We start from the raw sequence: 19,901 nt of genomic DNA, 5'->3' as shown, positions 1-19,901 counted from the left end.
GCTAAAGCCCGTTCTATCATTTTATAAAAATTCCATTGGCTTTAGCCAAAACCTATAACAAGAACACTGTTACAAAAATAAATATGAAGTTAAATCCCGACTTCGGATTCATAAATATTCATACCCTGTATTGATAAAAATACGTTTTTGTCAAATGGCAATGGTCTCCCTTTCAAACTGCCATAGCTTTGCACCATAAAAATAATTATATGGATATTGTATTAGGACTTCAGTGGGGAGATGAAGGTAAAGGAAAGTTTATTGACCTTATCAGTGAAAATTATGATATTGCAGCCCGCTTTAATGGGGGCTCAAATGCTGGACATAGCATTGAAAGAAATGGGAAAAGAATTACGCTTAAAATGATTCCTTCAGGAATTTTTATGCAAGGGGTACAGAATGTTATTGGGACTGGAACTGTTCTTGATCCTGTAAGCTTTAAAAATGAAATTCTGAATTTAAAAAAGTTTGATGAAACGCTTCATCCGGAGAAAAATTTGATTATTTCTAAAAAGGCTCATTTTGTATTGCCTACGTATAAGCTGATGGATGTTTTCATGGAAGAAAGCCCAGCCTATACAACAATAGGAACAACAAAGAATGGAATTGCCCAGGCGTATTCCAATAAAATTTTAAGACAGAATGTAAGAATCGGGGATATGTATGCTCCGGATTTTAAAGAGAGAGTAGAACGTATTTTAGAGAGAGATTATCAATTTCTTGCTGATGGAGGAATGGAATTGCCCGATTTTGAATCAGTAAGCAAAGAATTTTTTGAAGCCGTAGAATTTTTAAAACAATTCAATTGTACAGAAACTGAATTATTTCTCAATAAAGCTTTAACTGAAGGAAAAACTGTCTTGGGTGAAGGGTCTCAGGCAACATTGTTAGATATTGACCATGGTACTTACCCTTACGTAACTTCTTCTTCTACTATTGCATCAGGAGCTTGCAGCGGATTGGGTATTTCTCCTAAAAAGATCGGTGAGATTTACGGTATTGCCAAAGCATATTGTACAAGAGTAGGAAATGGAATATTTCCAACGGAGCTTTTTGACGAAATGGGTGAAGAAATAAGAATAAAAGGAAATGAGTTTGGTTCCAATACAGGACGTCCGAGAAGAACAGGCTGGCTGGATCTTCCTGCGTTACGATATGCAGTAATGATTAATGGAGTTACTCAATTGGTTCTGACAAAAGCAGACGTTTTAAGTGGATTAAAATCTGTTGCAGTTTGTACTCATTATGAGTTGGAAGACGGAACTATTGAAACCACTGCCGGAACCCTCCCTGAAAATGCTAAACCAGTATTCAAATGGCTGGATGGCTGGAATGCGGATTTCTCAGTAATTAAAAATTCTTCTGCTCTTCCGCAGGAATTGATGAACTTCCTTTCTTTCTTGGAGGAAGAAGTGGGAGTTCCGGTAACGTATCTTTCTATAGGGCCGGGAAGAGAAGAGATGTTGAAAATGAAATAATTTTCCCGACAACTATTGTTGATCTGTAAAAGGAATTTTATTTTTTATATAATTGAATTTCGAAGTCGTTATGATTCCAATCGTAGTTGATACATACATAATTAAAGAAAGGAGCTGAATAAGGGTTTTCATAGTATAAAAAAGCGGGGCATTTGCCCCGCTTTAAATTTATGCTTTTAAATCTAATTTTAACTCTAATTCATCGAGCTGTGCATCAGCAATAGAAGCTGGCGCATCAATCATCACGTCACGCCCAGAATTGTTCTTAGGGAATGCAATATAATCTCTGATTACCTCGTTTCCATCCAGAATAGCTACTAAACGGTCAAATCCGAATGCCAGACCACCGTGTGGTGGTGCTCCGTATTTAAATGCATTCATTAAGAATCCAAACTGAGCTTCTGCTTCTTCTTTTGAGAATCCTAACAGGTCAAACATTTTAGATTGAAGATCTCTGTCGAAAATTCTGATAGATCCACCTCCGATTTCGTTACCGTTAAGTACCATATCGTAAGCGTTGGCTCTTGCTTTTCCGGGATCAGTTTCCAATAAGTGAATATCTTCAGGTTTTGGAGAGGTGAAAGGGTGGTGCATGGCATGGAATCTTTCAGTATCCTCATCCCATTCCAATAGAGGGAAGTCAACCACCCAAAGTGGTGCAAATACATTTCCTTTTCTTAATCCTAAGCGGTTTCCAAGCTCCATTCTCAAAGCAGAAAGCTGAGCTCTTACTTTGTTTTCGTTTCCGGAAAGAATCAACATTAAGTCACCTTCTTTCGCTCCGAATTTCTCAATGATTTTTGCTAAGTCCTCTTCGTTGTAGAATTTGTTTACTGATGAGGTTTTTACTCCATCATGCTGGAATTTTGCCCAAACCATTCCTGAAGCTCCAACCTGTGGACGCTTCACCCAATCTACAAGTTCATCAATCTGCTTTCTTGTATAGTCTGCACATCCTTCTACATTGATTCCGACAACCAATTCAGCTTCATCAAATATCTTAAAGTCTTTTCCTTTTACAAGTTCGTTAAGCTCTACGAATTCCATTCCGAAACGGATGTCCGGTTTGTCATTTCCATATTTCTGCATCGCTTCTGCGAATGTCATTCTTGGGAAATCACCGAATTCCTGACCTGTAATGTCTTTGATAAGCGTTTTGGTCATTCCTTCGAAAACATTCATTACATCTTCCTGTTCTACAAAAGCCATCTCGCAGTCGATCTGTGTAAATTCCGGCTGTCTGTCTGCTCTTAAATCCTCATCACGGAAACATTTTACAATCTGGAAGTATTTATCCATTCCACCTACCATCAAAAGCTGTTTGAAAGTCTGTGGAGACTGTGGCAATGCATAAAACTGTCCCGGGTTCATTCTGCTTGGAACAACGAAGTCTCTTGCTCCTTCCGGAGTAGATTTAATCAAAACAGGAGTTTCCACTTCGATGAAACCTTCATCAGATAAATAATTTCTTACTTTCTGAGCCATCTTGTGACGGAAGATCAATTTATCTTTTACCGGATTTCTTCTGATATCCAGATAACGGTATTTCATTCTTAATTCCTCTCCACCGTCAGTTTCATCTTCAATAGTGAAAGGAGGAAGCTGAGAATCGTTCAGAATCGTTAGTTTTTCAACTAAAATTTCAATTTCCCCTGTAGGAATATTAGGATTTTTACTTACTCTCTCAATTACTTTTCCGGTAGCCTGAATAACGAATTCACGGCCTAATTTTTTAGCTTCTTCCATCAATTGTGCAGAAGAACGCTCCTGGTCAAATACCAGCTGGGTAATTCCGTAACGATCTCGAAGATCTACCCAAATCATAAATCCTTTATCACGGATAGTCTGTACCCATCCTGATAGTGTAACTTCTTCATTCAGATTTTTCAGAGATAGCTCTCCGTTGGTGTGTGATCGAAACATAATTATTTGTTTAAAGTTCAATGTTTAGAGACCGTCTCAAAAGTTGTTGAAATTGATTTTTGTTATTCTGAGCTTGCTGAATAATCTCTAAGAATCAAATGCTTAAGATTCTTTACTGTATTTCATTTCGTTCAGAATGAAACTTTTGATATAACCTCTTTTTTTTCGTTGGCAAAGATAAGATTTTTGCAGGTTTTATAAATAAAAAAACTTCTTATTAATTTTTATTGTCAATTGCTAAGACTTACTCCGATACAGATTTGTATTTTTGAGGATAATAAAATTATAACCAAAGAAATGACCAGATATATTGACTTTTTCAAGAAAGCCTTTAGAGGAGAAGAAACCGATTTTACGAAGGTAAACATCAGGAGTGCCGTTTTGCTTCTGGCTATACCGATGATGCTAGAAATGGCGATGGAGTCAGTATTTGCACTGGTTGACCTCTATTTTGTGGGACATTTGAAAGAGAGTGGCTTTGCGATTCAGACCGTAGGACTTACGGAGTCTGTGCTTTCCATTATGTACTCTATTGCCATTGGAATGAGTATGGCGGCAACGGCAATGGTAGCGAGAAGAATTGGTGAGAAAAATCCGGAACAAGCTTCCCGGAGTGCCGCACAGGTATTGTTGGTCTCATTCGTAATAACTCTTGTTTTAAGTATTTTAGGTGTTGTGTACGCCGAAGAAATTCTGATCCTGATGGGATCAAGACCGGAGGCAGCTGCCTATGGAAAAGATTTTACGAGAATTATGATGGGAAGCAGTACCATTATTATGCTTTTATTCCTTATCAATGGGATTTTTAGAGGAGCAGGTAATGCCATGATAGCAATGAAAAGCTTATGGATTGCTAATATTGCCAACATCATTCTTTGCCCTATTTTGATTAAAGGCTTTGGACCTATTCCTGCTATGGGCCTTACAGGAGCTGCGTTGGCAACGACTATTGGAAGAAGTATTGGAGTACTCTATCAATTGTATCATCTTTTAGTAGCAGATACACAAATCCGGATTAAGCTTCCTTATTTTAAAGCAGATTATGGGTTAATTAAATCGATCATAAAAATAGCCACTCCGGGAATCTTCCAATTTGTGATTGCATCATGCAGCTGGATCTTCCTTGCAGAGCTGGTAGCCACTACAGGAGGTGAAAATGCCTCTGCAGGTTATCAGACTGCCTTACGATTAATGATGTTCTTTATGCTTCCGGCCTGGGGGCTTAGTAATGCGGCATCCACGTTAGTGGGACAGAATATGGGGGCGAATGAAATGTTGAGGGCAGAACAGTCTGTGATGAAAACGGTAAAATATAATGTGATTTTCATGGTGATCGTAAGTTTAATATTTGTTCTTTTCGGTAATTTCTTAGTGAGCTTTTTTACCCAGGATGTTGAGATTAAGAATTTTGCTAAAAATGCACTTCATATCATGAGTATAGGTTTTATATTCTACGGAATTGGAATGGTGATGATTAATGCCTTCAATGGAGCAGGAGATACATGGACGCCAACATGGGTGAATCTTTTCGGGTTTTGGCTGTTTCAGATTCCCTTAGCTTATTTTCTTTCCAAGTATCTGGAAATGGGACCGAAAGGAGTATTTATTTCAATTCCTGCAGCAGAGGCTCTGATTACGGTTGTCGCTTTTATCTTGTTTAGAAAAGGAAAATGGAAGACAATCAAGGTGTAATTTATGAAAGTTAAATATCGATAAACACAGTCTTTATGGTAATAAATTTATCGTTGTAATGTGGAATTAACGACTGGCAGAACTTCCATCTTACAGTCTCAATATTGCCTTCTTATAAAAACTTTAACAGCTTTTATAATTGGATATTAATCAGGTATTTCCTAAATTCGTAATAACAACAAATATTTATTACTATGGGAAAAGGAGACAAAAAATCAAGACGAGGTAAGATCAATTCTGGAAACTATGGAAAAAGAAGGCCTAGAAAAGCTTCAAAATCTTTTGTAGCCTCTGAAGAGAAATCTAAAAAGTAATGATACAAAAAGGGCGGAGAAATTTTTCTCCGCCCTTTTTTATTAAAAATTAAATTAATTATTTTCCGAAAATATTTCCAAGGATGCTTCCTAATCCGCCGCCGCCTTGCTGTTGCTGATTTCCACCACCAAGTACGCTTCCTAAGATATCATTCAATGGATTTCCTGATGACTGAGCTTGTCCATTATTCCCCAAAACACTTCCAAGAATGTCATTTAATGGGTTAGATTGTTGAGCTTGTGCCTGATTAGAAGCGCTTCCTAAGATTCCGCCCAAAAGGTCTCCTAAACCTCCTGCTCCAACGTTGCTTTGTTGTTTTTGTTGACCAATATATCCCATTACAACAGGTGCCAACATGGCAAGAATAGGCCCTATCTTATCTATTGAAATTCCTGTATTTTGTGATAGCTGGTTTTCTACTGTACTCTTTTGTCCACCGAAGATGTGGTCAAGGATAGATCCACCCTCAGCCTGTCTGGCTTCAATTTGTGAAGGATCATTTAAGATACTTCCATTGTGGTCTTTGTCTAAAGCACTGTTTAATGCTTCCGCTTCTTTAGCATCCTGAGATTTATTTCTTAAATAAGAAATGATGAGAGGAGTAGCTACTGCCAATAAAGCAATTACCTGGTTTCTATTGATTCCGAATTTGTTTTCAGCCTGTTCAGCAACCTGGTTGCTAGTGTTCCCTGTAAGTAGGTCTAATAAGCTCATTGTTTGTGTTTGTTAAAGTATTAATTGACTCAAAGTTATCAAAAAATGTGCCTGATAAAATACTCCGGATTCATAATTATTGTTAAAGTTTTTCTGATCTCCCATTTGAAATAGTCTATGGATTTTTCTCGAAAAGATAAACCCTCAGCAAAACAAAATAGAAGAGAGGAAATTTATAACAATAAAGTATAAAATTTCTGTCTGAGTCTTAGTTCTTTATGATAGGAACATTAGAGCACGCTTCTCCAAACATCAGAGATTTTACAATAGGTTTCAGCTGCTCTACCAACTCAATATAAGCGTTTTCAGGAATTTCTTTATCTGAACATCCTTTTACCAGAACCCTTTTGCCTCTCATGTCTTCAAAATCATAGGTCTGGATCGCATTATGCATCAAAATAACTTCCAAATCTTCACGGTTTCCAAATACGATTTTTTTGGATACATCCGTAAGCTTAGCCGTTAATACAAAATAAGCCCAAAGCGGAATAATAGTATCTACAGAATTATATATATAAAGGTAGCAGTCTCTATATTCTTCAACGTTGATGGCCTCCACTTTTTCACGGAAATCTTTTTCCTTCAAAATCATTTCCTGGAAAAGAAAATCTTTAAGGTCAATACCCTTTCTTTCCCCCTTTGGAAGCAAAGTGGTAAGGTCAAAATTCACAAGGCCGCTTTCAGCAACTTTATTTCGGATTTCAAATTCTTCTGACATTTTTATCATTATCTTTGAACAAATTTACGAATTAAGATCAATATACATTTTAATTTGTTCTCTATTCTTACCATAGAAACTGCCCATGATTTAAAGTAAATGGTTGTTTTTATTGGTTGTTAAAACAATTAAAGATTTCGGAAGAAATGAAATATTACATTATTGCAGGAGAGGCTTCCGGTGATCTTCATGGAAGTAATTTGATGAAAGCTCTTAAACAAAAGGATTCAAATGCGGAGTTCAGATTTTGGGGCGGCGATCTGATGAAAGATCAAGGCGGAACATTGGTAAAACATTATCGTGATCTTGCATTCATGGGATTTTTGGAAGTAGTCATGAACCTGAGAACGATTTTAAATAATATTAAATTCTGTAAAGAAGATATTCAGAACAACAGACCTGATGTCTTAATTCTGGTGGATTATCCGGGGTTTAATCTTAGGATTGCCAGGTTTGCCAAAGAATTGGGTATTAAGGTGGTTTATTATATTTCACCACAACTTTGGGCCTGGAAAGAAGGTAGAGTAGAGACTGTTAAAAAATATGTGGATGAAATGATGGTAATTCTTCCGTTTGAGGAAGAATTTTACAGAAAACATGGTGTACATTCACACTTTGTTGGGCACCCTTTGCTGGATGCAATCTCTGATTTAGAGGAAATCAATATTGATGGTTTTAAGAAAGAAAATGGATTGAACGAAAAAGAAATCATAGCACTTTTACCAGGCTCCAGAAAACAGGAGGTTGAAAAAATGCTTGAAATCATGCTTTCTGTAAGGCCACATTTTAAAAACTATCAGTTTGTTATTGCCGGAGCTCCTAGTCTTCCTAAAGAATTTTATGAGAAATATGTGGATGATAATGTACACTTTGTTTCAAATAGAACGTATGATCTGCTGAGATGCTCAAAGGCCGCTCTCGTAACTTCCGGAACAGCCACATTAGAAACGGCTTTGCTGAATATTCCTGAAGTGGTTTGTTATCGCGGAAGTGCCGTTTCCTATGCTATTGCCAAAAGATTGGTTAAAAATATCAACTATATTTCATTAGTGAACCTTATCATGGATCGGGAAGTAGTGAAAGAGCTTATTCAAAGTGATCTTAATACAAAAAATCTGGTAGCAGAACTCAACAAAATTTTAGAAGGAGGAAAAAGAGAGCAGGTTCTGAACGACTATAGCCTTTTGAGAGAAAAGCTTGGGGGGAGCGGAGCCAGTGATCATGCAGCTGAGGTCATTTTAAAAGTCTGAGAATAAGCTACGAAAATATAATTCCTCTATTACAATGAAACATGTAAAGAATTTTCTATTATTAATTGCCTGTGTAATTTTTTCAATAAGTTTTGCTCAAAAAGAAGCTTCATCTAAAGATAAAGTGCAGATTTTCTATTATGGCTGGTATGGAAACCAAAAAACTGATGGCAGTCTTCAGCATTGGAATCATGAAATTATTCCGCACTGGAGCAATCCTAAATGGAATAATCTTGAGAATCACAAAGGTGGGGATGATATTGGTGCCAACTTTTATCCGGCATTAGGTAATTATAGCTCCAATGATAAAGCAATCATAGAGAAGCACATGAAGATGATTAAAGATTCTGGTGTAGGGGTTGTGGTGGTGAGTTGGTTGGGAAAAGATTCTTTTACTGATAAAAGCTTGATGAAGTATCTGGACATTGCAGACCGTTTTAATTTGAAAATAGCATTTCATATAGAGCCTTTCTATAAATCAATTACAGAGTTTAGAGAGCAGCTTTCTTATCTTGTTAAAACATATGGCCATCATCATGCTTTTTATAAAAAAAACGGAAAACCTCTGTATTACGTGTATGACAGTTATAAAATAGCTCCGGAAGAATGGTCAAAGTTGCTTTCTGAAAATGGAGAGAAGACGGTACGCAATACGGAACTGGATGCATTATATATTGGATTATGGGTAGAAGAAAAAGATTCTGCATTTTTCAATACAACCGGATTTGATGGTTTTTACACTTATTTTGCCAGTGAAGGTTTTGTGTATGGAAGCACAACTTCCAATTGGAATTTTATGGCTCAATATGCAAAAGATCATCATCTTATTTTTATTCCATGTGTTGGTCCTGGCTATTCAGATACAAGAATCAGACCTTGGAATGAAGCTAATTTTAAAAGTAGGGATAATGGTAAGTATTATGAAAGAATGTTTGATGCTGCCATTAAAGTTAATCCTGAATTTATAGCAATTACATCATTTAATGAATGGCACGAAGGAACCCAAATAGAACCTGCAATTCCTAAAAAGATAGGAGACTTCATCTACGAAGATTATGGAAAAGATCCATGGATGTACATTAAAGAAACAAAACGTTTGACAGACAAGTTTTTGAAAGGAAAGTAAAACTTTTAGTGTAAACGTAATTTCATAGCAAAAAAATAAGCGCCCTGTTAATCTCTCTGAAGGTTACAGGGTGTTTTATTTAGTAATTGCAGTGGTAGCAATTCAATATTAAATCTCCTATATTGGTGATATAATTGATTGGATTTGAATAAGGAACCTCTAGTGATCTTAGTTATATGCTTTATTCTTGGAATTTTTTTTCAGGATAAGTTTTTATTGGGGAAAGGATGGATTTATGGTGCCGCTATTATTAATATTGGGATTTTAATTTCGCTGTTTTTCAATACTTATTTTCTGCATAAAGTCAAAAGTATTCTGCTTGGGATATTGTTCTTCGGAATAGGTATGGTTTTTCATTCCTTTAATTCTTTGTCTCAAAAGGTGAAAATTCCTGTGAATAAAAGTGAGACCATTATTTTTAAAATTTCCCAGAAATTAAATTCGACAGAAAAGTATAAAAAATATGAAGGGATTGCCCAATTAGGAGAAGAGAGTTTTAATTCGATGATTTACATTGCGAAAAAACATGAAGAATTAGATTATCAACACTATTACAAAGCTGAAGCTTACATTGCCGAAGCTCAACAGCCTCAATATGATTTTCAGTTTAACTATGCCCAATATCTGAAACGAAAGAACATTGATTATCAAACTTATATTTCAACAGATCTTTCTTCTATAGAGCGAAATGATTTGAGTTTTATAGAGCAGATTAAACAATACAGAGCCTATGTTCTAAAGAAAATTGGCAAAACGGAAATGTCTGGGAATACCAAAGAATTTTTAAAAGGAATTATCCTGGCAGACCGGACAGAAATGGATGTGGTTACTGTACAGGATTTTAATAAATCTGGCCTGGTTCACCTATTAGCTATTTCAGGAACTCATATCGTAATTATTTTTGGACTCTTTTATTTTTTGATGGCTCGTTGTATACCTTTAAAACTCAGAAAATATTCGATTATTTTCAGTTTAGTTTTTATTTGGCTATTTGCTTTGTTTATCGGATTTGGAAACTCAGTGCTGAGGTCCTGTATCATGTTGAGTGTGTATTTTATGTTTGTTTTATTACAGAGAAAGCCTGATCTCTTGCACTCATTGGCGTTGTCGGCATTTATTATTCTGATGTTGGATACTCAGCAGCTTTTTGACGTAGGGTTTCAGCTTAGTTTTGTGGCGGTATTAGGGATCTTTTGGTTGAATCAACCCCTTTTGAAATATTTTCCGAGAGCTGATAACTATTTTAAAAAATTGATCTTTAATACGATTACAATATCCTTATCCGCACAGTTGGCCACAATTCCGTTGGTACTGTATTACTTCCATCAATTTTCATTTATCTCAATTATAGCCAACTTTATCATTGTTCCTTTTTCTGAAGTGATTATTGTATTTTCATTTATGATGACGCTTCTTATTGCCTTTGGTCTTGATCTTGGCTTTGTTGATAAAGTTTATGATATTGTTATACAGGTGCTTCTGAAGATTATTCACGGGTTTGCCGGAGCAGATATGGTATTGATTAAAAACATTTCCATGAACCTGATTGAAGTGTTGTCCATATCATTAGCGGTATATTTGCTAAGAGGATTGATTTTAAAATTAAACTTTAAAAACACCATGAACTTTATCATTGCTGTTTTAACATTTTTTATGATAAGGACTGGAAGTAATATTATTGAAAATCAGAGAGAAGAAGTGCTTATTCATTCCATTAGCAAAAATGAAGTTCTTTCAGTAAAGAAAGGAAATAAAGTATGTTTTTGGATTTCGGATAAGGCAAACAGAGAAAAGGTTTTACAATTTATCATCGAACCTTATTGTTCTTCCAGAAGAATAGAATATTTTGAAATGAAACAGATTCCTTCCTCAACTAAAAAAATAGTTTTTGGCGATTATGTTTATGATATAAAATCAAAAAAATAGTTTTTTTTGATTTATAACGTACAAGGCTCTTATTTAGAAAGATTACAAACTGTCTAATTGTGAGATTTCTCACTTTTCGATCTTGTTAACATTTCTTAATTTTGTGGGAAATTCAAATTTAAACTTATATGGCAGGTTTAACGAGTTCTACGATAGGTAGAAAATACGCTATGGCATTATCAGCTATGTTTTTGCTGATTTTTCTTATACTGCATTTGACAACCAATTTGTTATCAGTTCTAAACAGGGATGCATTCAATACAGCATCTGAGTTTATGGGCTATAATCCTTTTGTGCAGTTCTTAATGCAGCCTATTCTTGGTTTTGCAGTAATTTTCCATTTTGCGATGGGATTTGTATTGGAGATCAAGAATAATAAAGCGCGTCCAGTAAAGTATGCATCAAACGATGCTGCTGTAAATTCTTCATGGATGTCCAGAAATATGATTATTTCAGGGGCAGTTGTGTTGGCTTTCCTGGCGCTTCACTTATATGATTTCTGGCTACATGAAATCAATTATAAGTATGTAGAGGGAATAGCTCCTGATTCAGAACGTTTCTGGCCAGAGCTTCATGAGAAGTTTGCTGACCTTTGGAGAGTTGCTTTATACGTGATCTCTTTTGTACTATTGGGCTTACACTTAGCTCACGGATTCCAGTCTTCATTCCAATCTATTGGAGCAAGACATCCAAAATATACGCCCGTGATTAAGGCTTTCGGAACATGGTACTCTATCCTTATTCCGGCAGGATTTATCATTGTGGCAGTTTATCATTTTATAACTCAATAATATCAGTATACTAGTATGAGTAAATTAGATTCAAGAATTCCAGCGGGTCCTCTTAAAGACAAGTGGAAAAATCATAAAGATCATATGAACCTTGTTGCACCAAACAACAGAGATAAGATTGATATTATTGTTGTAGGGACAGGTTTAGCAGGAGGTTCTGCGGCAGCTACTTTAGCTGAGCAAGGATACAATGTGAAAGCATTCTGCTACCAGGATTCTCCAAGAAGGGCTCACTCTATTGCAGCTCAGGGAGGGATCAATGCAGCTAAGAATTACCAGGGAGATGGTGACTCTACCTACAGATTATTCTATGATACCATTAAAGGGGGTGACTATAGAGCAAGAGAAGCTAACGTTTACAGATTAGCAGAAGTTTCTGCAAATATTATTGACCAATGTGTTTCCCAAGGGGTTCCTTTTGGTAGAGATTACGGTGGCCAGTTAGATAACCGTTCATTTGGTGGGGTTCAGGTAAAAAGAACATTCTACGCAAAAGGACAAACAGGACAGCAGTTATTATTAGGAGCATATTCTTCAATGAGCCGTCAAATCGGTAAAGGAAGAATCAAGATGTACAACCGTCATGAAATGCTTGACCTGGTAATTGTTGATGGAAAAGCAAGAGGAATTATTGCAAGAAACCTCGTAACAGGTGAAATCGAAAGACACTCTGCTCACGCAGTAGTAATTGCTTCAGGAGGATACGGAAATGTATATTTCCTTTCTACCAACGCAATGGGATCTAACGTTTCCGCAGCTTGGAAGATCCACAAAAAAGGAGCTTACTTCGCAAACCCTTGTTACGTACAGATTCACCCGACTTGTATTCCGGTTCACGGGACTCAGCAGTCTAAATTAACTTTGATGTCTGAATCATTAAGAAACTCAGGAAGAATCTGGGTTCCTAAAAAGATTGAAGACTCTGTAGCCATCAGAGAGGGTAAATTAAGACCTGAAAATATTAAAGAAGAAGATAGAGATTATTATTTAGAAAGAAGATATCCTGCATTCGGTAACCTTGTACCTAGAGACGTTGCGTCAAGAGCTGCTAAGGAAAGATGTGATGCTGGATTCGGAATCGAAAATAATGATACTCAAGAAGGTGTTTACCTTGATTTCTCTACAGAGATCATGAAAAAAGGTAAAGAAGCTGCTATCGAAAAACATATTCATAATCCTACAGATCAGCAGATCTATGATCTTGGTAAGAGTTGGGTTGAGGAGAAATATGGTAACTTATTCGTAATGTACGAAAAAATTACTGCTGATGATCCTTACAAAACGCCAATGAAAATCTATCCTGCAGTTCACTATACAATGGGAGGTGTATGGGTTGATTATAACCTTCAGTCTACCATCCCAGGATGTTTCGTAATTGGTGAAGCCAACTTCTCAGATCACGGAGCTAACAGATTGGGAGCATCAGCATTGATGCAAGGTCTTGCAGACGGATATTTCGTACTTCCTTACACAATCGCAGATTACCTTTCTGCAGACATCAGAACAGGAGCTATTCCTACTAATTCAGCAGCGTTTGACGAAGCTGAGAAAGGAATTAAAGATAAAGTTGATTTCTTCATTAATAATAAGGGAACTCACTCAGTAGATCATTTCCACAAGAAACTAGGACACATTATGTGGAATAAAGTGGGAATGGGTAGAACTCCTGAAGGATTAAAAGAAGCAATCAAAGAAATTGAAGAAGTAAGAAACGACTTCTGGAAGAACGTAAAAGTACCTGGAGAAGGTGATGGGATGAACACTGAGCTTGAAAAAGCATTCAGAGTGGCAGACTTCCTTGAACTAGGACAGCTAATGGCTATCGATGCGTTAAACAGAGAAGAATCTTGTGGTGGTCATTTCCGTTGGGATCACGCTACTCCGGATGGAGAAGCGGAAAGAGACGACGTAAATTTCAAATACGTCGGAGCTTGGGAATATCAGGGAGAAAATATCAATGCGGAAGTATTGCATAAAGAAGAACTGATATATGACAACATCGAGGTTAAAACAAGAAGTTATAAATAATCTCCAACCTATAAATATAACATTATGAGTGCAAAAAAAGGCTTACATCTTACGCTGAAAATTTGGAGACAAAAAAATAGTAAAACTAAAGGTCAGTTTGAGACCTATAAAATATCAGATGTATCTACAGATTCTTCATTCCTGGAGATGTTGGATATTCTGAACGAAAATTTAATTAACGAAGGTAAAGAACCTATCGCTTTTGATCACGACTGTCGTGAAGGTATTTGCGGTATGTGTTCTCTTTATATCAATGGTAGAGCTCATGGTCCTGATACAGGTATTACTACTTGTCAGCTTCACATGAGAATGTTCAAAGATGGTGAGACAATCGTTATTGAACCTTGGAGAAGTGCAGCTTTCCCTGTTATCAAAGACTTAATGGTAGACAGAAGCGCATTCGATAGAGTAATGGCTGCAGGTGGTTTTATTTCGGTAAATACTTCAGGTAATACACTGGATGCTAACGCTATTCCTGTTCCTAAAGAAGATGCAGATAAAGCAATGGATGCAGCAGCTTGTATCGGATGTGGAGCTTGTGTAGCAACATGTAAGAACGGATCAGCAATGCTATTCGTTGGAGCTAAAGTTTCTCAGTATGCATTACTTCCTCAAGGTAGAGTAGAAGCTAAGAGAAGAGTTCTGAACATGGTGAAAGCTATGGATGAAGAAGGATTCGGAAACTGTTCAAATACGGGTGCTTGTGAAGTTGAATGCCCTAAAGGTATTTCTCTTGAGAATATCGCAAGAATGAACAGAGAATACATGTCTGCTCTTGTAGATCAAGGATAGAATTGATTCAAAATATTTAAAAATCGCTCTCGTTTCGGGGGCGATTTTTTTTTAATAGATGTTTTAGCTGTTAAAGTTTGTTAACTTATCAGTAAAATATAGGTTTACTTTGCTGAATAAGTATATATTTGGAGGGCAGTTAGATGATGAAAAAACACATCATTTTCATTGTTTTTTACCGGTAAAAAATTGATAGATAGCATAATTCAAATGTCCTTTTTTATTGGTAATAATAAAATTTTTAAAAAAAATTATCAGTGTTAATTAACATGCCCTAAAAAGCGTATTTTTGTGTAATATTAAAAATTGAAATGAAAAAATATCTTTTATTGTTTATCATCGCGATTTTCGTGATGTCTTGTTCAAAAAAAGTAGAAGTAAAAGGAAAAATTACAGGAAGTTCACCATTAGAAAGAATCGAATTTGTAGAAGCTTCCGGAGTAGGAACATTGCCTTTAATTAATATCGGTCTGGATAAAGATGGTAACTTTTCTGGAAGCTTTGAAGCACCTAAAGACGGAATGTATGTTATCAATTATGCCAACAAACAAAACCTGATCTACCTTGAAGGAGGACAAAAAGTAAATATTTCAGGAAATGCAATGACATTCCCGAATGAATATGTGATTACCGGTGATGCTAAGAAGAATAATGATTTTCTTACAGCAAGCCAGAAGTTCTTAGGCGACTATGGAAATAAAATTGATTTAAGACAATTAATGGCCGGTGATGAAGCAGCATTCGTTAAAGGCATGCAAAAAGTAGAAGCAGATATCAATAAAAATGTTGATGATCTTGCGGCTAAAAATAATCCTAGTAAAGCTCTTTTGAATTGGAAGAAAAACGATGTTAAAGTAACCATTCTTAACCTTCTTGCCAATTATGAAATGTCTCATGGAACAATGGCTGGAAACCCATCTTATAAAGCTTCTAAGGCTTTAACAGATTATGAGGCCAAATTAGATAATGATAAAGAGGCAATGGTAAAAACTATTCCACTTTACAGACAATATCTTCTTGTAAAAATGACTCCTGATTTCCAAAAATATGCAGAGGCAAACAGTAAAAACAAAACGGGAATTACCACTTCAGAAATGTTTGCTAAATATTTGGGAACTAAAAAAGATATCTCTCAAACAGCAAAAGATTATCTTTTAGCATTTGTAATGGCTCAGGCTGATATTCATCCAACAACAACTACTGCTAATATTGATAAAATCAAAAAACTTATTGATACAGATATCAAAGATGCTACCATTAAAAGTGACCTGTTGAAAATGCAAATGGCAATTACAGGACTTAAGATTGGAGAAGCAGCTCCGGAAGCAGCATTAGTAAAACAGGATGGAAAAGCATACAAACTTTCTGAAAACAAAGGAAAACCTTATATGTTGTTTTTCTACGCTTCATGGAATCCATATATTGGTGAGGCTACAGTACCGGTTTTAAAAGAAGTTGTTAATTTCTACAAATCTAAAATGAACTTTGTTTTTGTGAATGTAGATGATACAAAAGATCAGTTTATCAAAACAAGCAATTCATTATTAAAAGGTATTCCGGGAGTAAATGTTTACGGAGAAAAAGGAATGGAGTCTGAGATTGCTAAAAAATATGGAGTATACGGATTTAAATTGCCTTGCTTTGTAATCGTTGATAAAGACGGGAAAATTGCCAGCAGATCATTTGTAAACCTTGGTGAACAGGAATTTGTAACCATTCTAGATAAACTAACAGGGCTTGCCGCTCCAAAAGTAGATCCGAATGCACAAATGCAGCAACAGTTACAGATTGACCCTACTGCACCACAGTCTGCAAATCCACAACCAGTACCTACAAAATAATAAACTTTAATATAGATCAGAACCTTATCCTCGGATAAGGTTTTTTTTATTGTATTTTTGCAAAATGAAACTTTTAAAGTTTCAATTAGGAAAATAGAAAATTTTAGAATGAGCAGAAAGAATAAGAAAAATTTAGTTCTTGAAAATATAAAGCTGTTAACTGCCGGAGCAAAAGGAGTGGCTATCGGAAAAACAGAAGACGGAAAAACAGTATTGGTTTCAGGAGCAATTCCGGGAGATATTGTGAATGTAAGAGTGAAAAAAGCCAAATCCAAATATTATGAAGGAGAAGCAGTAGATGTTTTGGAAAAATCTCCTTTCAGAACAGAACCAAAATGTGTTCACTTTGGAACTTGCGGTGGGTGTAAGTGGCAAAATATGAGCTATGAAAAACAACTTGATTTTAAACAGGAAGAAGTATATAACAATATCAAAAGAATTGGAGGGATCGAAGATTTCGAAACTGTATCCATTCTAGGTTCACAAGAACAGTATTTTTATAGAAATAAAATGGAGTTTTCTTTCTCCAATGCAAGATGGCTTACTCAGTATGAGATCAGTTCTGAAGAGAATTTCGGAAGTAAAGACGCTTTAGGATTCCATATTCCGGGAATGTGGAGTAAGATTTTAGACCTAAAAGAATGTTTCCTGCAGGAAGATCCATCCAATGCAATAAGATTGGCTGTAAAAGGATATGCTGTTGAAAACGGACTAGATTTCTTTGATGTAAGAAACCATGAAGGATTCCTTAGAACCTTAATGATGAGACAAAACTCTAAAGGAGAATGGATGGTATTATTCCAGCTATTTAGAGAAGAAAAAGAAAACAGAGAGAAACTTTTCGCCTTCATTCTGGAGAAGTTTCCACAGATCAAAACATTAGTATATGCTATTAATCCAAAAGCCAATGACTCAATCTATGATCTGGATATTAATGTATATTTTGGTGAGGGATATTTAATGGAAGAAATGGACGGGCTGAAGTTTAAAATCGGACCAAAATCATTCTTCCAGACCAACTATAAGCAGGCTTTGGAGTTATACAGAAAAACCCTTGAGTTTGCAGATCTAAAAGGAGATGAAGTGGTATATGACTTATATACCGGAACAGGAACCATTGCTCAGTATGTGGCAAGAAATGCAAAACAGGTAATTGGGATAGAATCTGTTCAGGAAGCCATTAATGCAGCCATTGAGCATGCTGAATTAAATGGTCTTACCAATACAACTTTCTATTGTGGAGATATGAAAAATGTCTTTAACGACGAATTTATGGAGAATCATCCTAAAGCAGATGTCCTGATTACGGATCCTCCAAGAGATGGAATGCACCAAAAAGTAGTAGAGCAAATCTTGAAATTAGCTCCGGAGAAAGTAGTGTATGTAAGTTGTAATTCAGCAACTCAGGCGAGAGATCTGGCATTGATGAAAGAACACTATACTGTAGTAAAGATATTACCGGTTGATATGTTCCCACAAACGCATCATGTGGAAAATATAGCATTGCTGATTAAAAAATAAATTAATTAAATTTGAGTTCAAATCTTTAGTATGAAGTATTTTAAATTTCTCATAATGCTTTGCTTGGTTGGAATGTTCTTTTCATGTGGCAGCGATGATGACATCTGTGAAAGCGGTGAAGGTACACCAAGAATGAAGGTTGCTTTTAAAACAGCAGATTCGGGAAAGGAGAGAACGCTGGATTCATTATCTGTGGCTGTAGATTATGGCTCAGGGAAGGTAGATCTGGGATGGCTGAAAAATATTGATTCAAGGCTTATTCCTTTGAGAGTGGATGATTCTCCTTATACGGATATTTATTTTAAAACATCTACTAAAAGTAAAGAATCAAAAGTAAGAGTAACATACACTACAAAGGCTACCTATGTCTCTCCCGGATGTGGTGCTAAAAAAACATATGAGAATGTAAGCTCAGCATTAATAACTGCTGATCCGGTTCAAAATGTGGAAAATGGACAAAATCAAATATTGAATGAAGACAAGACTAATCTTTACCTTATTTTTTAGCCTGTTAGGAATCTTAATCTGTGCGCAGGAGGAAAAGAAAGAAGAAATAAAAAAGCCTCATTGGAAGTATGAACCGAATTTTATGGTTGGGTTTGATGTTTTGAATGCAGGTGTTGGATTTTTTTCAGACAGAAAACTGTATCAGGGATTTATTTCCTCAAAAATTAATGGAAATGTTCACGCTATTGCAGAAGCTGGTTTCGAGAAAAATATATATCAGAAAAATGGCTATGATGCTAAAGTAAATGGCCCGTTTGTTAAACTTGGAGCATTTTATATGCTGGCTACGGATAAAGAAAATGAATTCAATGGGTTCTATGCAGGTGGAAAAGTAGGCGGATCATTTTATAACCAGGAATATATGGCTATCCCTGTTAGAGGATATGGAGGAAGTAACTCTTCTGTGGCTTTTCCTGCGTCATCACAATCTTCTTTCTGGCTGGAAGGTACTTTAGGAGGAAGAGTACAACTATTCGACTCTAATTTTTATATAGATGTAAATCTGCAACCTCGTTATTTAGTTTACACTTCCAAACAGGACGATATCTCTCCAATGATTATTCCAGGATTTGGAAAAAGCTCTTCAAAATTTAATATGGGTTTCGCATGGAATATTGCCTATAAATTCTAATCAACATTCATTAAATAAATTGTTTATCATATCAATAAGCCTTGGGAATTTCCCAAGGCTTATTTGTTTTTATGAGGATTACCATTAAGGAAAAGGTACTGGTTAGAAAACATTTTTAAATTAACATTTGGAGTTTCACCATGAAGTAAAGTCATAAAAGATCGCAATCTCAGAATTTATTTTAATCTCATAAACGGTATCGTAAATATTGTAAAGTTTTATCGTGAAAAATGTTTGTAATATATGATGTGGTAGATTAAATCGTAAAAATAATGGATTAGTAATAATAATATAAATGAGTATTAAACGTTAAAATTAAAACGAACTATTGCTATAAAAAATAATAATATTTTAGAAGATATAAAATTCATTAAAGATTAATAATGATGCTAAATGATGGTGAATATGTGTTATTTTGATTTATTTTTTATTTTCAATTATATAGGATAATGTTGCTTAACTTTTTCAAAAAAACATTTTAATAGATATATTATAATGAAAAAATCATTAGATTTGTGTAAATAATAAAATATTAGCTTATGAGATAAAATTATTCTTTTTACTACAGATTTTCTGTAAATAATGAGGTTTCAGAATTGTGAATCAACCTCATAAAATGCGAAATACTATAATTCTTAATTATCGTTA

16 protein-coding genes are annotated in these 19,901 nt (G+C 35.5%); 13 read left to right on the top strand and 3 right to left on the bottom strand.

Annotated features, from left to right (window positions below; genetic code table 11):
- Positions 1-209 precede the first annotated feature (209 nt).
- Positions 210-1,478, top strand: a complete 1,269-nt coding sequence (locus EL260_RS23605; RefSeq protein ID WP_123857918.1) for an adenylosuccinate synthase — start codon at positions 210-212, stop codon at positions 1,476-1,478.
- Between the two features lie 168 nt (positions 1,479-1,646).
- Here the strand turns inward: EL260_RS23605 and aspS are convergent, their stop codons facing one another.
- A complete protein-coding gene (gene aspS / locus EL260_RS23600) occupies positions 1,647-3,401 on the bottom strand; it encodes an aspartate--tRNA ligase (RefSeq protein WP_123857917.1) in 1,755 nt (584 codons plus the stop codon).
- A gap of 297 nt (positions 3,402-3,698) precedes the next feature.
- Here aspS and EL260_RS23595 point away from each other — a divergent pair, with 297 nt between their 5' ends.
- On the top strand, positions 3,699-5,093 hold the full coding sequence (locus EL260_RS23595; RefSeq protein ID WP_123857916.1) for an MATE family efflux transporter: 1,395 nt from the start codon (positions 3,699-3,701) through the stop codon (positions 5,091-5,093).
- A gap of 194 nt (positions 5,094-5,287) precedes the next feature.
- Positions 5,288-5,407, top strand: a complete 120-nt coding sequence (locus EL260_RS23590; protein ID WP_123857915.1) for a 30S ribosomal protein THX — start codon at positions 5,288-5,290, stop codon at positions 5,405-5,407.
- 58 nt (positions 5,408-5,465) lie between these two features.
- On the opposite strand, the gene EL260_RS23585 is transcribed toward EL260_RS23590, so the two are convergent.
- Both EL260_RS23585 and EL260_RS23580 read right to left on the bottom strand, forming a co-directional pair.
- Positions 5,466-6,122, bottom strand: a complete 657-nt coding sequence (locus EL260_RS23585; protein WP_123857914.1) for a DUF937 domain-containing protein — start codon at positions 6,120-6,122, stop codon at positions 5,466-5,468.
- A gap of 208 nt (positions 6,123-6,330) precedes the next feature.
- Positions 6,331-6,840, bottom strand: a complete 510-nt coding sequence (locus tag EL260_RS23580) for a DUF2480 family protein (RefSeq protein WP_123857913.1) — start codon at positions 6,838-6,840, stop codon at positions 6,331-6,333.
- A gap of 146 nt (positions 6,841-6,986) precedes the next feature.
- Here EL260_RS23580 and lpxB point away from each other — a divergent pair, with 146 nt between their 5' ends.
- The 10 genes from lpxB (at position 6,987) to EL260_RS23530 (ending at position 19,253) form a co-directional block, all read left to right on the top strand.
- Complete coding sequence (gene lpxB, locus EL260_RS23575) at positions 6,987-8,090, top strand: lipid-A-disaccharide synthase (RefSeq protein WP_123857912.1); 1,104 nt, start codon at positions 6,987-6,989, stop codon at positions 8,088-8,090.
- A gap of 34 nt (positions 8,091-8,124) precedes the next feature.
- Entirely contained in the window at positions 8,125-9,216 is a 1,092-nt protein-coding gene (locus EL260_RS23570) for a glycoside hydrolase family 99 protein (RefSeq protein WP_123857911.1), read from the top strand.
- A 144-nt stretch (positions 9,217-9,360) separates the two neighbouring features.
- Positions 9,361-11,142 carry a ComEC/Rec2 family competence protein gene (locus EL260_RS23565; RefSeq protein WP_228445586.1) on the top strand — a complete coding sequence of 594 codons (1,782 nt, stop codon included), beginning with the start codon at positions 9,361-9,363 and terminating at the stop codon, positions 11,140-11,142.
- 128 nt (positions 11,143-11,270) lie between these two features.
- On the top strand, positions 11,271-11,933 hold the full coding sequence (locus EL260_RS23560) for a succinate dehydrogenase cytochrome b subunit (protein ID WP_123857909.1): 663 nt from the start codon (positions 11,271-11,273) through the stop codon (positions 11,931-11,933).
- A gap of 15 nt (positions 11,934-11,948) precedes the next feature.
- Complete coding sequence (locus EL260_RS23555) at positions 11,949-13,961, top strand: fumarate reductase/succinate dehydrogenase flavoprotein subunit (RefSeq protein ID WP_123857908.1); 2,013 nt, start codon at positions 11,949-11,951, stop codon at positions 13,959-13,961.
- Between the two features lie 24 nt (positions 13,962-13,985).
- Positions 13,986-14,753, top strand: a complete 768-nt coding sequence (locus EL260_RS23550; RefSeq protein ID WP_068944803.1) for a succinate dehydrogenase/fumarate reductase iron-sulfur subunit — start codon at positions 13,986-13,988, stop codon at positions 14,751-14,753.
- Positions 14,754-15,064: 311 nt separating this feature from the next.
- On the top strand, positions 15,065-16,594 hold the full coding sequence (locus EL260_RS23545) for a TlpA family protein disulfide reductase (RefSeq protein WP_123857907.1): 1,530 nt from the start codon (positions 15,065-15,067) through the stop codon (positions 16,592-16,594).
- 108 nt (positions 16,595-16,702) lie between these two features.
- On the top strand, positions 16,703-18,115 hold the full coding sequence (gene rlmD, locus EL260_RS23540; protein WP_123857906.1) for a 23S rRNA (uracil(1939)-C(5))-methyltransferase RlmD: 1,413 nt from the start codon (positions 16,703-16,705) through the stop codon (positions 18,113-18,115).
- Between the two features lie 54 nt (positions 18,116-18,169).
- Entirely contained in the window at positions 18,170-18,622 is a 453-nt protein-coding gene (locus EL260_RS23535; protein ID WP_228445584.1) for a DUF6452 family protein, read from the top strand.
- Entirely contained in the window at positions 18,588-19,253 is a 666-nt protein-coding gene (locus EL260_RS23530) for a DUF6048 family protein (protein ID WP_123857904.1), read from the top strand. The genes EL260_RS23535 and EL260_RS23530 overlap by 35 nt, the downstream gene beginning before the upstream one ends.
- Positions 19,254-19,901: the final 648 nt, after the last annotated feature.

The organism is Chryseobacterium nakagawai, from assembly GCF_900637665.1.
Taxonomy (GTDB): Bacteria; Bacteroidota; Bacteroidia; order Flavobacteriales; family Weeksellaceae; genus Chryseobacterium; species Chryseobacterium nakagawai.
Note: the sequence above shows the minus strand (reverse complement) of the source record. Positions and strands in the feature narration are given on the sequence as shown.

Excerpts from the sequence above, each read along its gene's own strand:
- EL260_RS23595 (WP_123857916.1), top strand. The coding sequence starts at position 3,699 with ATGACCAGATATATTGACTTTTTCAAGAAAGCCTTTAGAGGAGAAGAA.
- EL260_RS23570 (WP_123857911.1), top strand. The coding sequence starts at position 8,125 with ATGAAACATGTAAAGAATTTTCTATTATTAATTGCCTGTGTAATTTTT.
- EL260_RS23585 (WP_123857914.1), bottom strand. The coding sequence starts at position 6,122 with ATGAGCTTATTAGACCTACTTACAGGGAACACTAGCAACCAGGTTGCT.
- EL260_RS23535 (WP_228445584.1), top strand. The coding sequence starts at position 18,170 with ATGCTTTGCTTGGTTGGAATGTTCTTTTCATGTGGCAGCGATGATGAC.
- EL260_RS23560 (WP_123857909.1), top strand. The coding sequence starts at position 11,271 with ATGGCAGGTTTAACGAGTTCTACGATAGGTAGAAAATACGCTATGGCA.
- EL260_RS23530 (WP_123857904.1), top strand. The coding sequence starts at position 18,588 with ATGAAGACAAGACTAATCTTTACCTTATTTTTTAGCCTGTTAGGAATC.
- EL260_RS23605 (WP_123857918.1), top strand. The coding sequence starts at position 210 with ATGGATATTGTATTAGGACTTCAGTGGGGAGATGAAGGTAAAGGAAAG.
- lpxB (WP_123857912.1), top strand. The coding sequence starts at position 6,987 with ATGAAATATTACATTATTGCAGGAGAGGCTTCCGGTGATCTTCATGGA.
- EL260_RS23550 (WP_068944803.1), top strand. The coding sequence starts at position 13,986 with ATGAGTGCAAAAAAAGGCTTACATCTTACGCTGAAAATTTGGAGACAA.
- EL260_RS23555 (WP_123857908.1), top strand. The coding sequence starts at position 11,949 with ATGAGTAAATTAGATTCAAGAATTCCAGCGGGTCCTCTTAAAGACAAG.
- EL260_RS23590 (WP_123857915.1), top strand. The coding sequence starts at position 5,288 with ATGGGAAAAGGAGACAAAAAATCAAGACGAGGTAAGATCAATTCTGGA.
- aspS (WP_123857917.1), bottom strand. The coding sequence starts at position 3,401 with ATGTTTCGATCACACACCAACGGAGAGCTATCTCTGAAAAATCTGAAT.
- EL260_RS23580 (WP_123857913.1), bottom strand. The coding sequence starts at position 6,840 with ATGTCAGAAGAATTTGAAATCCGAAATAAAGTTGCTGAAAGCGGCCTT.
- rlmD (WP_123857906.1), top strand. The coding sequence starts at position 16,703 with ATGAGCAGAAAGAATAAGAAAAATTTAGTTCTTGAAAATATAAAGCTG.
- EL260_RS23545 (WP_123857907.1), top strand. The coding sequence starts at position 15,065 with ATGAAAAAATATCTTTTATTGTTTATCATCGCGATTTTCGTGATGTCT.